Source organism: Nocardia sp. NPDC003269, from assembly GCF_042888005.1.
Classification (GTDB): domain Bacteria; phylum Actinomycetota; class Actinomycetes; order Mycobacteriales; family Mycobacteriaceae; genus Nocardia.
This window is the reverse complement of the sequence record NZ_JBIAPA010000003.1, coordinates 262,674-275,896: the sequence shown is the minus strand read 5'-3', so window position 1 is coordinate 275,896 and position 13,223 is coordinate 262,674. Positions and strand designations below refer to the sequence as shown.

The 13,223-nt window shown below is 70.6% G+C and carries 12 protein-coding genes; 5 read left to right on the top strand and 7 right to left on the bottom strand.

Annotated elements, in window-relative coordinates:
• The first annotated feature begins 91 nt into the window (after positions 1-91).
• A complete protein-coding gene (locus ACFYWJ_RS21260) occupies positions 92-1,669 on the top strand; it encodes an FAD-binding protein (RefSeq protein WP_355272440.1) in 1,578 nt (525 codons plus the stop codon).
• Here the strand turns inward: ACFYWJ_RS21260 and ACFYWJ_RS21255 are convergent.
• Positions 1,662-2,480 (bottom strand): cyclase family protein, encoded by an 819-nt coding sequence (locus ACFYWJ_RS21255; protein ID WP_355272441.1) that lies wholly within the window; start codon positions 2,478-2,480, stop codon positions 1,662-1,664. The genes ACFYWJ_RS21260 and ACFYWJ_RS21255 overlap by 8 nt on opposite strands.
• Before the next feature lie 128 nt (positions 2,481-2,608).
• On the opposite strand from ACFYWJ_RS21255, the gene ACFYWJ_RS21250 reads away from it, so the two are divergent.
• Positions 2,609-3,655 (top strand): alpha/beta fold hydrolase, encoded by a 1,047-nt coding sequence (locus ACFYWJ_RS21250; protein WP_355272443.1) that lies wholly within the window; start codon positions 2,609-2,611, stop codon positions 3,653-3,655.
• 4 nt (positions 3,656-3,659) lie between these two features.
• Here the strand turns inward: ACFYWJ_RS21250 and ACFYWJ_RS21245 are convergent, their stop codons facing one another.
• Positions 3,660-4,568, bottom strand: a complete 909-nt coding sequence (locus ACFYWJ_RS21245) for a LysR family transcriptional regulator (protein WP_355272444.1) — start codon at positions 4,566-4,568, stop codon at positions 3,660-3,662.
• A 75-nt stretch (positions 4,569-4,643) separates the two neighbouring features.
• Here ACFYWJ_RS21245 and ACFYWJ_RS21240 point away from each other — a divergent pair, with 75 nt between their 5' ends.
• From ACFYWJ_RS21240 to ACFYWJ_RS21230, 3 genes are all read left to right on the top strand, one after another.
• Positions 4,644-6,152 (top strand): MFS transporter, encoded by a 1,509-nt coding sequence (locus ACFYWJ_RS21240; RefSeq protein ID WP_355272446.1) that lies wholly within the window; start codon positions 4,644-4,646, stop codon positions 6,150-6,152.
• Positions 6,153-6,259: 107 nt separating this feature from the next.
• Entirely contained in the window at positions 6,260-7,150 is an 891-nt protein-coding gene (locus ACFYWJ_RS21235) for an SDR family oxidoreductase (RefSeq protein ID WP_355272448.1), read from the top strand.
• Positions 7,151-7,325: 175 nt separating this feature from the next.
• Positions 7,326-8,279 carry a fatty acid desaturase gene (locus ACFYWJ_RS21230; RefSeq protein ID WP_355272449.1) on the top strand — a complete coding sequence of 318 codons (954 nt, stop codon included), beginning with the start codon at positions 7,326-7,328 and terminating at the stop codon, positions 8,277-8,279.
• A gap of 141 nt (positions 8,280-8,420) precedes the next feature.
• Here the strand turns inward: ACFYWJ_RS21230 and ACFYWJ_RS21225 are convergent, their stop codons facing one another.
• Genes ACFYWJ_RS21225 through ACFYWJ_RS21205 form a run of 5 tightly spaced genes read right to left on the bottom strand, consistent with a single transcriptional unit; the run spans position 8,421 to position 13,079 of the window.
• Positions 8,421-9,668, bottom strand: a complete 1,248-nt coding sequence (locus ACFYWJ_RS21225) for an ABC transporter substrate-binding protein (RefSeq protein WP_355272451.1) — start codon at positions 9,666-9,668, stop codon at positions 8,421-8,423.
• Complete coding sequence (locus tag ACFYWJ_RS21220) at positions 9,665-10,720, bottom strand: branched-chain amino acid ABC transporter permease (protein WP_355272452.1); 1,056 nt, start codon at positions 10,718-10,720, stop codon at positions 9,665-9,667. The genes ACFYWJ_RS21225 and ACFYWJ_RS21220 overlap by 4 nt, the downstream gene beginning before the upstream one ends.
• Positions 10,717-11,598, bottom strand: a complete 882-nt coding sequence (locus ACFYWJ_RS21215; RefSeq protein WP_355272454.1) for a branched-chain amino acid ABC transporter permease — start codon at positions 11,596-11,598, stop codon at positions 10,717-10,719. The genes ACFYWJ_RS21220 and ACFYWJ_RS21215 overlap by 4 nt, the downstream gene beginning before the upstream one ends.
• Positions 11,599-11,601: 3 nt before the next feature.
• Positions 11,602-12,324, bottom strand: a complete 723-nt coding sequence (locus ACFYWJ_RS21210) for an ABC transporter ATP-binding protein (protein ID WP_355272456.1) — start codon at positions 12,322-12,324, stop codon at positions 11,602-11,604.
• On the bottom strand, positions 12,321-13,079 hold the full coding sequence (locus ACFYWJ_RS21205; protein ID WP_355272458.1) for an ABC transporter ATP-binding protein: 759 nt from the start codon (positions 13,077-13,079) through the stop codon (positions 12,321-12,323). The genes ACFYWJ_RS21210 and ACFYWJ_RS21205 overlap by 4 nt, the downstream gene beginning before the upstream one ends.
• Positions 13,080-13,223: the final 144 nt, after the last annotated feature.

Sequence of the window (13,223 nt, the reverse complement as noted above, 5' to 3'; positions counted from 1 at the left end):
CGATGTGGTGACCACTCGCATCGGGTACCCGCGGCACCCCGGTTCGGCTAGGGTCCGAGCAGATCGACCCGCGCCGAGCGAAAGGAGCACGATGTCGCTCTCCCGTCGGCAGTTGCTCGCCGCGGCCGCGCTCGGCGGCGCCGTCACCACATTCGGGCTGCCCGTCGCGCGGGCCGAGGGCCGTGTGCTCGGTGCAGGCGACCACGAGTACGAGGAGCTGACCCGGCGCGGCTACAACCGCCGGTTCCAGGCCCGACCCGCGAAGATCTACTTGCCCACGACGACCGAGGAGGTCCGCACCGCGGTCGCGAGATCCGTCGCCGAGGGGACGCGGATCGCCGCACGCTCGGGCGGCCACTGCTTCGACGACTTCGTCGACCACGCCGCCACCCGGTCGCTCATCGATCTGAGCAGGATCGACGCCGTGTACTGGGACGAGCGCCTGCGCGCGTTCTCGGTCGGCGCAGGCGCCGACATCGGCACCGTCTACGAGGCACTGCTCCGGAACGGGGGCGTCACCGTGCCGGGCGGGATCTGCCTCGGCGTCGGCATGGGCGGCCATCTCTGCGGTGGCGGCTACGGCCCACTGTCGCGGCGGCACGGACTCGTGGCCGACCACCTGGCCGGAGTGGAAGTGGTGACGGTCGACGCCGACGGCGCGGCGAAGGTGGTGCTCGCGACCCCCGACGGACCCGACCGCGATCTGTGGTGGGCCCACACCGGTGGTGGCGGCGGCAATTTCGGTGTGGTGACGCGGTTCCTGCTCCGCTCCCCCGGCGCCGACGGTACCGATCCCGCCGCGGCCCTGCCGAAGCCGCCGGGCAGCATGCTCAGCACGCGACTGATCGTGCCGGTCACGACGGAGGAGTCGTTCGTCCGCTTCGTCGGCAACTACCTCGCCTTCTTCCAACGGCACAGCGCGCCCGGCGACGAGTTCACCGGCCTGTACGCCCCGCTCATGATCAGGACGACCGGCACCGCCGCCGCGGAGCTGCTCGTCCTGCTCGACGCCGACGTACCCGACGCGCGCGCTCGACTGGACGCCTTCGTCGCGACGGTGACCGACGGTGTCTTTCCCCCGGCGATCCCGACGCCGGTCGCCCAGCTGTCCTACCCCGACACCGTGCGCCAGGTGTACTACGCGAAGGGCCCGAGTGCGCTCCGGGTCAAGGTGAAGGCCGCCTATCTGCGCACGGCGTACTCGCCCGACCAGCTCCGGATCTTCTACCGCTACCTCACCAATCCCCGGTTCCTCGGCGAGTCCCAGCTCGAATTCCTGCCGTTCGGCGGCGCGATCAACGCCGTCCCCGCCGACGCGACCGCCATGCCCGCGCGCGATTCGTTCATGACGATGCTCATCCACGCCGCCTGGCGCCAGCCCACCGGCGACGACCGCTTCCTGCGCTGGGCCCGCGAGATGTACCGCGACGTGCACGCCGACACCGGCGGGGTCCCGGTCCCCGGCGACACCTACGGCGGCAGCTACATCAACTACCCGGACCCCGACCTGGCCGACCCGGCGTGGAACACCTCCGGCCTGCCCTGGCATGCGTTCTACTACCGCGACAACTACCCCCGGCTGCACCGGATCAAAGCCGATCGGGACCCGGGAAACGTTTTCGCGCACCAGCTCTCGATCGGCAGGCCCGAGTGGGAACCGATCAGGTGAGGGCGAGCACCCGGCACGGTCCACCCGTGCCGCCCGCGTGTTTCGGCGCGCCAACGACGACCGTCGCCCCGGACGGCGGAACCGTCGCGAGGTTCGCGAGCATCTCCACGCCGTAGCGGCCCGCGCCGAGCAGCATGGTGTGCGCGCCGAAGTCCGGGTCCGCGCCGCAGTCCAGGCTGAGCGTATCGACGCCCGCCCCGACGATCCCGCACTGCGCGACAAGGTATTCCGCGGCATCGGCCGAGAATCCCGGCGCGTGCGGCCTGCCCTGACCGTCCAGGTTGAGGAAGGTCGACGGTTCGGCCAGGCGCCGCTCCCAGCCGGAATACATCGCGACGAAGGCCCGCTCGGGGATCTCCCCGAACTGTGCTCGCCATCGGTCGATATCGGCGACGGTGACCACCGCGTCGGCCTCGGTGGCGGCCTTCGCGCTGATGTCGATGACCACGAGCGGGGCGACCAGATCGTCGACGACCAGCGCATCCGTCGTCGCGCCGCCGACGATCCGATGCGCGGGCGCGTCGAGGTGCGTGCCGGTGTGTTCCCAGTAGCCGAGAGCGAACTGCCCGAAGCCACCGGAGGCGTGCCACGCCACCGGCACCAGGGCGATCGGCGGATTGCCCGGCCACACCGGCAACTCCGGTGTGAGCGTGTGGGTCAGGTCGATCACGCCCCCGGCACGCGGCGCGGCGACAGCGGGAGCGGGAGCCGCCGCGGCGAGCGCGGTCAGGCCCGCGAGACCGAACAGGGCCCGCCGGCTGGGACGCGGCGCACCGTCATGGGCGAGACGAACGATCTCCGGCGAGCACATCGGCCCAAGATAGCCGAGCGCGCCGGGCCCGGCGCAGATCTACGCGCCGGGCGAATGCGCCTCCCCGAGATAAGTCGGACACGATGTCCAGGTAAACTGTGTGGCGAGCACGGTCGTGGAGGTATGTGATGGTCAGCTGGGACAACGCCGTGCGCAATGTGGGCGCGCTGCTCGGCCCCGGAATCGAGCCGTATGTTCCGACGCCGTCGGAGGTCGTCTACGACCATCCGCACCGGCGGTTGCGGCGCTATCGCCGCAGCACCGAGAGCACCGGCAACCCCGTTCTGCTGGTCCCGCCGCTGGCGGTGACCATTTCCTGCTACGACCTGCGGCCCGGCCAGAGCCTGGTCGAGTATCTGCTGGAGATGGGGCGCGACGTCTACGTCCTCGACTACGGCGAGATCGGCTACGCCGACCGGAACCTGGGTTTCGAGGAATGGGTCGACGACATCGTGCCCACCGCCGTCCGCCGGGTCAGCGCGGCGCACGCGCACGCCCCGGTCGACGTGATCGGCTGGTCCTTCGGCGGCACGATCAGCCTGCTCACCGCGGCCGCCGACCCCCGGCTGCCGCTCGCCTCGCTCACCGCGGTCGGCACACCGTTCGATCAGCGCCGCAACGGCCCGATGGCGCTCGCGCGCTCGGTCGGCCGCCTGACCTCGGGCCGGATCGTCACCGAGCCGGTCCGGCTCGTCGGCGGAATACCGAAACAGGCTGTGCGGCTGGGCTTCCGGGCCCAGGCGCTCGATCGTGAACTCACCAAACCGTGGTACATCGCCCGCAATGCCGGTGATGTGGAGGCGCTGGCGCGTATGCAGGCCGTCGACCGGTTCATGGACGAGATGCCCGGCTATCCCGGCCGGTTCTACCGGCAGGTCTATCGCCAGCTGATCGTGCGCAACGAGATGTGGAAGGGCACCGTGCATCTGAGCCCTTACCACGCGATCGAGCTGGCCGCGATCACCGTTCCGGTCCTGCTGATCGGCGGCCGCCGCGACAAACTCGCCTCGGCCGCCTCCGTTGCGGCCGGGACCGAGGTGCTCACCGGCGCGCCGGTGCGCTTCGCCGAGGTCGACGGCAGCCACCTGGGCATCATCGCCGGTCCCGGTGCCCGCGACTCCAGCTGGGCCGCGATCCGCGACTTCCTCGCCACCGAGGTCCCGCAGTGCGTCTGAGCCGCTAGTCCGGCTCACTCGCGAAGGCACCGAGGATGGTGTCACGCAGCCAGCGCTGCGCCGGATCGGTGTCGAGCCGGGCGTGCCACGACAACCGCACCTCGACCGCGGGCAGCGGCGCGGGCATCGTGAACCAGCGGATGCCGAGGGCCGGACCGTATTGCTCGGCGAGGCGCTGCGGAACGAGGCCGACGTAGCGACTCGACGACACCAGCAGGGCGGCGACCGCCGAGGTGGGCACCACGGCGGCGACCTGACGGCGCAGCCCGGCGGCCTCGAGCACCTCGTCGAGCGGACCCCTGGTCCGTCCGCGCCGGGACGCCGACACGTGCGGATGACGACACAGCTGCGCCAGGGTCGGGCGCCGGTGCCTGCCCAGCGGGCTGTCGGCGCGGACGATGCCGACGAGTCGTTCCCGGTACAGCGGCGCCGTCCGGATATCGGGTGCGGCGCCGTCACCGGCGCCGATGTCCAGGTCGACGGAGCCGTCGCGTAACGCCTCCACGCTCTCGGTGCCCTCGGTGACGAACCGCAGGATCACTCCCGGGGCCAGCGCCGCGGTGGCCTCCACCACGGTGGTCGCCAGGGTGGCGGCCACGCCGTCGTTGATGCGAATCGTGAAGGTGCGCTGCAGATCCGCCGCGGCGATGTCGCGCTCGGCGCTGATCAGCGCCGACGCCTCGTCGAGCAGTGAGCGCACGCGGGGCGCCGTGCGCAGCGCGAACGGGGTCGGCGTCATCCCCCGGCCCGCCCGGACCAGGATCGGATCGTTCATCGCTCGCCGCAACCGGCTCAGCGCACGACTCGTCGCGGGAATCGACAGGTGCAGCCGTTCGGCCGCCAGGGTGACGCTGTGGTCCTGCAACAGCGCGTCGAACACCCGCAGCAGGTTCAGATCGAGCTGCTCCGCCATAGTTGCATCCTACGCAAAGTATTCTTGCCAAAGTTGCGTGGCAGGAAGTAATAGCAGGCACATAGCGTTTTTCCCATGCAATGGAATGTGCTCACCCGCGAGCGGATGCCGCGGGAATCGTCATCGTCACCGGCCTCGGGCCCCGCCCTCCTCGCGATCATGTGCGCCTGCGTCGTCCTCGTCGTCGGCATGGTGGCCGCGATCAACCTCGCCGTCCCGATGCTGGCGTCGAGCGGCCTCCGCCCGTCCGCGTCGGCACTGGTCTGGATCGTCGACTCGTATGTGATCGTGTTCGCCTGCCTGGTGATTCCCGGTGGGGCGGCGGGAGATCGGTTCGGCCGCAAGGGCGTGCTGATCGCCGGTCTGGTGGTGTTCGCGAGCGGTGCACTGCTGTCCGCCGTCGCGCCGAACATCGCGGTCCTGCTCCTCGGCCGGGCGCTCACCGGGGTGGGCGCCGCCGCCGTACTGCCCAATACGCTGGCGGTGCTGCTGCACGCCGTCGCCGCCGAACGCCGGGGCCCGACCGTCGCGACCTGGGCGTCGATGACCGGCATCGGTGGTGTCGTCGGCAATGTCGGCGGCGGGGCGATCCTGTCCGGAGGATCCTGGCGGTGGCTGTTCGTGGCGGTGGTGCCGATCGCGCTGGTTCTCGTGGTGCTGGTGGCCCTGTTCGCGCCGGTGTCACCGCGGCACGACCGGCGACTCGATCCGCTGGGAACGGCCTTGCTCGTCGGAGCCTCGGTGGCACTGCTGGTCGGCATCGTCGAGGGGCCCGAGGCGGGGTGGGGCAGCACGGTCGTGATCGCCGGATTCGGCTGTGCCGTCGTGCTGTTCGCGCTGTGGGTGTTCGTCGAGCTGTCGGTCGAGCATCCACTGCTGGATCCCCGCGTGTTCCGCTCGCCCGAGCTGCGCAGCGCCTGCCTGGGGATGACGACGATCTTCTTCGGCATGTTCGCGCTGTTCTATGTGAACGCCTCGTTCCTGCAGTACGGCAAGGGGTTCGGGGTGCTGCGGACCGGGCTGGGCATCGTCGCGCTGACCGTGCCGATCATCGTCGGCGCACGCCGGGTCGGCGGGCTGGTGCGGCGCATCGGCGCGGACGCGACGATCGCGCTCGCGTTCGTGTTCGTCGGTGGTGGCCTGCTCGGGTTGTCGACCTGTACCGCGAGCACGCCCTATCCGGCCTATGCCGCCTGGCTCGTCGTCACCGGAATCGGTGTGACACTGGCCCTCCCGACGCTCTCGGCCGCCATCGCCGGATCGCTGCCGCCCGCACAGGCCGGTGTCGGCGCCGGACTCCAGGCCACCACCCGGGAATTCGGCAGCGCGCTCGGGGTGGCCGCGGTGGGCACCGTGCTCACCGCACGGTTCTCCGACCTGCTGCCCGCGGACCTGCGCGCCGCGCACGCACCGCACACCGTCGCCCAGGCACTCGCCGTCGCCCCCGATCGCGCCGACGACATCCTCACCGCGTTCGTCTCGGGCACCCAGTCCGGGCTGTGCGTGATCGGCGTGGCGGTGCTGGTTCTCGGCGGCGCGGTGGTCGCGCAGTCCCTGGTCTCCGGGCGCGGAGAGCAGCGGTAGGACCGGCGAAACCGCCCTCCCGCTCTGAATTTCACCCTTCTGCGGCCGCGAGTCGACCGCCTCTACCCCGTCCGCGTAACCGCGGGCAACCCTCGAGGAGTTCCACCATGCATGTCTTCATCACCGGAGCGACCGGATGGATCGGCTCGGCCGTCGTCGATCACCTGCTCGCCACCGGACACGTCGTCAGCGGCCTCGCCCGCTCCGAGACCGCCGCGGAGGTGCTCGCGCGCAAGGGCGCCCGGCCGCGGCGCGGCGACCTCGACGACGTCGACGGCCTGCGCGCCGCCGCCGCGGCCGCGGACGCCGTCGTCCATCTCGCCAACAAGCACGACTGGGCCGACCCGGCCGGAACCAACCGCACCGAACGCGCCGCGGTCACCGCGATGGCCGAGGCACTGACCGGCAGCGACCGGCCGTTCGTCCTCGCCGCCGCACTCTCCGGCCTGACCCGGGGCCGCCCCGCAACCGAGCGCGATCCCTCCCCCGCCGTCGGCCCGGATTCACCCCGCGGTGGCAGCGAGAACCTCCTGCTCGCGTACGCCGACAGGGGCGTGCGAGTGATCAGCAGCCGATTCGCGCCCTCGGTCCACGGGCATGGCGACACCGGATTCGTGGCGAGTCTGGTCGCGGCGGCCCGGCGGCATGGCCGCTCCGCCTACCTCGGTGACGGTGACACGGCCTGGGCGGCCGTGCATCGCGGCGATGCCGCCCGGCTCGTCCGGCTCGCGCTCGAAGCGGCACCGGCCCGATCCGTCCTGCACGCCGTCACCGAGGAGGCGATCACCACCCGCGCCATCGCCGACGCCATCGGGCGGATGCTCGATGTGCCGGTCGTGTCCATCCCACCCGAGGACGCCACCGAGCACTTCGGATTCGTCGGCCGGTTCTTCGGCATGGACATGTCGGCGTCGAGCGCGCACACCCGGGAACTGCTGTCGTGGACGAGTTCCGGTCCCGCCTTGCTCGCGGACATCGAGAACGGCGCGTACGCCTGAGACCGGGCGTCGACGCCCGCTGGTCCTCGGACAGCGGGTGTCGACGAGCGCCCGTCTTCCCGGTACGGCGATCACACAGATGTGACGCTCGGTACTTTCACCCTGTCGCGGACCGCGCGTCGATGGCAGGATCGGCTGCGGGAGTTGCCTGATCTACCCGGAGTGACGCTGCATCATGACCGAAACCCGCACCCCCGGCCCGGCTCGCCCGTCGAGATCCACCGACGGCGACCTCGTGAACGTCCGGCTCATCGCCCTGGCGATGGCCATCGGCTCGACCCAGCTGTTCATCCTCCCGCTACTGCTGCTTCCACGGAACGTGGCCTGGGGCTGGATCCTGGTGCCGCTGGCACTGACCACCACCCCGTTCTGGTCGCTGATCCACGAGTCCATCCACGGCACACTGCTGCGGGACCGCGCACGCAACGATCGCGCGGGCCGGGTGCTGGCCACCGTGTACGGATCACCGTTCGCGCTGCTGAAAGCCGGTCACCTGCTGCATCATCGCTACAGCCGGGTCCGCGAACGGGCCGAGATCTACGATCCCGCCACGACCAGCCGGTTCCGTGCCACGCGGTCCCACTACCTTCAACTCCTCGGCGGCCTGTATCTGCTCGAGCTCATCGCCCTGCTCCTCGCCGTGCTGCCGGCGCGGACGATCCGCGCGCTGGCCCGCCGGGTGGAGGCCCCCGAGTCGGTCGGTGGCCTCCTGCTCGAGCGGGTCGCCCAGCCCGCCGTGCTCGACAGGTTCCGCACCGACGCCGCCGCGATCGTCGCCGTCCACGCGGTGGCCTTCCTGGCCTACGGCGCGCACGGCTGGATGCTGCTCGCCGCGATCGCCGCTCGCGCCCTGGTCATCTCGCTCTCGGACAACGCCTACCACTACGGCACCGACCTCGACGCACCCCGCGAGGCGATGAACCTGCGCCTGCCCCGCCTGCTCGAACGCTGCACCCTCAACTTCACCCTCCACGACGTCCACCACCGCCACCCCGGCCTGCGCTGGCACGAACTCCCCACCCGATTCCGCGACGACGGCGCCCACTACCACCTCGGCTGGTTCACCGCCGTCGCCCGCCAGTTCCGCGGCCCCATCCCCCTCGACCGACCGACCGTGCGCCACGACTGACTCCCGCACACACCACGGAGGGCTCGTGGACTCGGACAACCCCTTTCGGTCACCGAGATCAGCCGAGCGCAGGCCCGTCGGTGCGGGGCGGAAACGACTGCTGGTCCCGCGCCTCGGCACGGGACCAGCAGTCGGGGTGTGCTAGCCGGTGGTGTCGATGATGGAGCCGACCAGGCTCCAGCGGTCACCGGTCAGGCGCTGGATCTGGAGGGCCTCGATGGGGAACGCGTCGCCGTTGCCGGTCTTCAGCGAGACTCCCGGGAGCAGCAGGTCGATCGGGATGTTGTCGAGGTTGCGCATGGAGTCGCGCAGGCCCTCGCGGGTCGGGCAGGTGGCGGCGGCCATGGTCTTGGCGAAGCTGTCGGCACTGGTCCAGCCGATGATCGCGTAGTTGCTGGTCGGGTCGATGCCCTGGCCGTAGCGGGCCAGCTTGTCCTTGTAGTCCCGCATCGCCGGGTCGGCGTCGCGGGCGGGGTCGGCGGGGTCCTTGGTGTAGGCGGCCGACACCACGCCCTGGATGTTCTCGACGCCGACCGGCTTCAGCGTGGTCACCGAGTTGGAGACGGTGGTGATGACATGCAGCGGGTTCCAGTCGCCGGTGCGCGCGTCGGCGGCGAGGGCCTGCGCGGTGAACTTCGGGGTCGAGAAGTTCAGCAGCACATCGGCTTTCGAGGCAGCCAGGTTGCGCACCTGCGGCTCCACCGTCGGGTCGGTGACCTCGTAGCTCTGCTCGGCCACGATCCGCACGCCGCTGCCCGCCACCGCCGCGCGGAAGTTGTCGAGCAGGTCCTTGCCGAAGTCGTCGTTCTGATAGAGCACCGCGACGGTCGCGTCGGGCCGTTCCTGCCGGACGTACTTCGCGTAGGCCCGCGCCTCGGACCGGTAGCTCGGCTGCCAGCCGATGGTCCACGGATGCGCGGTATCCGAGCCCCACTTCGTGGCGCCGCCGGCGACGAACACCTGCGGGACCTTGCGCTGGTTCAGGTAGTCCCACACCGCGGACGAGGTGGCCGTGCCCAGCGTCGGGAAGACCGCGAACACCTGATCCTGCTCGACCAGCCGGCGGGTCTCCTCCACGGTCTTGGGCGGCTGGTAGCCGTCGTCGCGCACCAGGTACTCCACCTTGCGCCCGTTGATGCCGCCCTTCTCGGCGTTGAGATAGTCGAAGTAGGCCTTCCCGGCCTTGCCCGCCTCGCCGTAGGCCGACGCGGGCCCCGACAGCGGGTACACCCCACCGAGTTTGATGGTGGTGTCGGTGATGCCGACGGTCTGCTGCCCCTGGCAGTCACCGCCCGCCGTCGTCGCCGTGTCGCCGCGACCACCACACGCGGTGAGGGCGAGCATCGCCGCCGCCGTGACACCGGCGACCCGGAATACCTTGGTTCTCATGGTCTTACGCCTTTCCGAGCAAGCAGGGTGAGGAGGTGACGAGGGAGCCGGGCGAGGAGTCCGGCCAGTCCGGTGGGTGCGAGATACATCAGGCCGATGACGACGATGCCGAAGATCACCCCGGGTGCGGCGTCGTTGACGTCCTGGGCCAGGCTCGGCACGAACATGACGAACGCGGCACCGAGCACCGCGCCCCACAGCGACCCGAGACCGCCGACGACGATGCCGGCGAGCAGCGTGATCGACAGGGCGACGGTGAACGAATCCGGTGACACATAGGCGATCACCCAGGTGTAGACGCAGCCCGCGATCCCGGCCAGCATGGCGCTCCAGGCGAAGGCGAGGGTCTTGTAGACCGCGAGCCGGACGCCCATCATCTCGGCGACGATCTCGTTGTCGCGGATCGCCCGCAGCGCCCGGCCGACGCGTGATCGCAGCAGCCCGGCCACCGCCGCGAAGCTCAGTGCCGCCGTGGCCGCCGCCAGGAAGTACAGCCACTGGTCCTCGGCCAGACCCGTCCACGCCGGGGCGCTCGGCTTGGTGACGGTCAAGCCCATGGATCCGCCGGTGACCGCATCGAATCGCTTCAGCAGCGGCACCAGGAAGACCGCGATCGCCAGCGTCACCAGGGCCAGGTACAGCCCGTGCAAGCGCAGCGCCGGGATGCCCACCGCGACACCGAACAGGAAGGTCACCGCGGCGGCCGCCGGGAGAGCGGCGAGGTACGGTGCGTCCCAGTGGTACATCATCCCGGCGGCCACATACGCACCGGCGCCGAAGAAGGCGCCGTGCCCCAGCGAGATCTGCCCGGTGTAACCGACGAGGAGGTTCAGCCCGAGCAGCGCGATCGCGTAGACCATCACCATCGAGAGCTGGAAGGTGTAGAACGGCGCCAGCTGGAACGGTGCCACGCAGACCGCCACGGCCAGTGCCGTGAGGACGAGCGCGGTCCGGTGCGCGGTCACGAAGGCGACCAGGCGCGCACGCGGTGCGGGTGGCGTCCCACCGGGTTCGGCGGCGGGCGCGGCGTCGTGCAGTGCGGTGTCGCTCATACTCGCTGCACCGCCTGGGTTCCGAAGAGACCCTGCGGGCGCACCAGCAGGACGGTGATGATGATCAGCAGCGGCACGGCGATCTTGAGCTCGGTGCCGATCGCGTCGATATAGGCGCCCGCCAGTGTCTCGCTGACACCGACGATCAGGCCACCGGCGACCGCGCCGACCGGGGAGTCGAAACCACCCAGCGTCGCCGCGGCGAAGGCGTAGATGAGGACGCCGCCCATCATGTTCGGTTCCAGGAACAGCATCGGTGCGGCGAGGATGCCCGAGACCGCGCCGACCAGGGCCGCCAGGCCCCAGCCGAGGGCGAGTACGACGCCGACGCGAATCCCGTTCAGCCGGGCCGATTCCGGGTTCGCGGCCACCGCCCGCATCGCCAGCCCGATCTTGGTGAACCGGAACAGCGCGAACAGCGCCACCATCACCAGGCCGACCACCGCGAGCACGCCGAGACTCTGATAGCTCGCGCTCACCCCGCCGGTGCCGATCGCGCCCGCGGGGAACGGGCTCGGAAAGGTGTGCAGCTGGAACGACCAGATCCAGCCCGCGGCGGCATTGACGAAGAAGTACAGGCCGACGGTGACGATCACCAGCGTCAGTTCGGGTGCGCCCTCGACCGGGCGGATCACCACCCGTTCGATGAGCAGGCCGCCGGCGAAGGAGACCGCGAGGGCGGTGAACATGGCCAGCCACAACGGCATTCCGCTCTGGCCGAACTGCCAGGCGAGGAACGCCGAGAACATGGCCAGCTCGCCCTGGGCGAAGTTCGCGACGCCGGTGAATCGGTAGATGAGGACCAGTCCCAGCGCCAGGCTCGCGTAGATCGCGCCCGCGGTGAGACCGCCGAGGAGTTGTTCGAGAAATCCATGCATGGGTCAGGCCTGATATCCGAGGTAGGAACGAGCGATGTGGTCGTCGGCGTCGATCTGGGCCGGAGTGCCCGACAGCACCACCCGGCCCGTCTCCAGCACATGGGCCCGATCGGCGATGGCCAGCGCGAGATGCGCGTTCTGTTCGACCACCACGACGGTGGTGCCGTCGGCTTCGTTGACGGCGGCGATGATGGCGAACAGCTCCTGGGTCACCAACGGTGACAACCCGAGTGAGGGCTCGTCGAGCAGCAGCAGGCGCGGCCGCATCATCAGCGCGCGGCCGAGCGCCAGCATCTGCTGCTGACCACCGGACAGGCCGCCCGCCTGCTGCCGCAGTTTGTCTTTCAGGATCGGGAAGTAGCCGAAGACCTTGTCCAGGTCGGCGCGGATCGCGGCGGTGTCGCGGCGGGTGAACGCCCCGGCGCGCAGATTCTCGGCGACCGTCAGCGGCGCGAAGGTGCCCCGCCCCTGCGGCACGTGCGCGACGCCGAGCCGCGCCACCGATTCCGGCGTCGATCGGCCCAGCACCACCCCGTCCACGCGCACGCTGCCCGCGCGCGCCCGCACCATCCCGCTCGCGGTCCGCAGCAGGGTGGTCTTGCCCGCGCCGTTCGGGCCGAGGATCGCGCACACCTCACCCTGGGCCACCGACACACTCACCTCGTGCAGCACCTGCGCCGCACCGTATCCGGCGCACACGCCGTCGACGACGAGGAACTCGCTCATGCCGGGGTCCCCAGGTAGGCGGCGACGACCTCGGGATGCCGTTGCACCTGTGCGGGCGTGCCCTCGGCGATCACCCGGCCGAAGTCCAGGCACACCACCCGATCGCACAGGCCCATCACGAATCCCATGTGGTGCTCGACCACGATGACGGTCAGGGCGAACTCGGCGTGCACGGCGCGGACGAGCGCGGCGAACTCGAAGACCTCGCCGTGGCTGAGGCCGTTGACCGGCTCGTCCAGCATCAGCAGCCGCGGCCGGCAGGCCAGTGCCCTGGCCAGCTCGATCCGCTTGAGTGTGCCGAACGGGAGTCCGGCCGCCGGGTGGTCGGCGACGTCCAGCAGATCCAGGCGTTCGAGGACCTCGTCCACGTCGGCGACGAGCCGGGTCTCCTCGCGCCGGACCCCGGGCAGCCACAGCGCCGCCGCGCCGAATCCCGACGTCGCCCGGTGGTGCGCGCCGACCAGGACGTTCTCGCGCACCGTCATGTGCTCGAACAGGCCGAGATTCTGGAACGTGCGGGCGATTCCCAGCCCGGTCAGCTCGTCGGGACGCTTCCGCAGCACATCGATTCCGCGATAGGTGACCGTGCCGGCGTCGGGCTTGCCGCGGCCGGTCAGGCAGTTGAACAGTGTGGTCTTGCCGGCGCCGTTCGGGCCGATCAACCCGAGCATCTCCGACTCCCCGACGTCGAAGCTCACTCCGTCCAGGGCGGTCACGCCACCGAATCGGACGGTGATGTTCCGTATTTCCAGCAAGCCGTCCTCCGCTCCCCGGATCGTGTCGCCACGATGTCGAGCTGTGCGCTGCCGACGCTGGTCTGCGCGTCGGGCGCCAGTATCAAATCAAGGGCCGGCGGCGGCGGGGAGGACGAACGAGTAGCACCGATGGAACGAGTGAAA

Excerpts from the sequence above, each read along its gene's own strand:
- ACFYWJ_RS21250 (WP_355272443.1), top strand. The coding sequence starts at position 2,609 with ATGGTCAGCTGGGACAACGCCGTGCGCAATGTGGGCGCGCTGCTCGGC.
- ACFYWJ_RS21260 (WP_355272440.1), top strand. The coding sequence starts at position 92 with ATGTCGCTCTCCCGTCGGCAGTTGCTCGCCGCGGCCGCGCTCGGCGGC.
- ACFYWJ_RS21210 (WP_355272456.1), bottom strand. The coding sequence starts at position 12,324 with ATGAGCGAGTTCCTCGTCGTCGACGGCGTGTGCGCCGGATACGGTGCG.
- ACFYWJ_RS21215 (WP_355272454.1), bottom strand. The coding sequence starts at position 11,598 with ATGCATGGATTTCTCGAACAACTCCTCGGCGGTCTCACCGCGGGCGCG.
- ACFYWJ_RS21235 (WP_355272448.1), top strand. The coding sequence starts at position 6,260 with ATGCATGTCTTCATCACCGGAGCGACCGGATGGATCGGCTCGGCCGTC.
- ACFYWJ_RS21240 (WP_355272446.1), top strand. The coding sequence starts at position 4,644 with ATGCAATGGAATGTGCTCACCCGCGAGCGGATGCCGCGGGAATCGTCA.
- ACFYWJ_RS21220 (WP_355272452.1), bottom strand. The coding sequence starts at position 10,720 with ATGAGCGACACCGCACTGCACGACGCCGCGCCCGCCGCCGAACCCGGT.
- ACFYWJ_RS21255 (WP_355272441.1), bottom strand. The coding sequence starts at position 2,480 with ATGTGCTCGCCGGAGATCGTTCGTCTCGCCCATGACGGTGCGCCGCGT.
- ACFYWJ_RS21225 (WP_355272451.1), bottom strand. The coding sequence starts at position 9,668 with ATGAGAACCAAGGTATTCCGGGTCGCCGGTGTCACGGCGGCGGCGATG.
- ACFYWJ_RS21245 (WP_355272444.1), bottom strand. The coding sequence starts at position 4,568 with ATGGCGGAGCAGCTCGATCTGAACCTGCTGCGGGTGTTCGACGCGCTG.
- ACFYWJ_RS21230 (WP_355272449.1), top strand. The coding sequence starts at position 7,326 with ATGACCGAAACCCGCACCCCCGGCCCGGCTCGCCCGTCGAGATCCACC.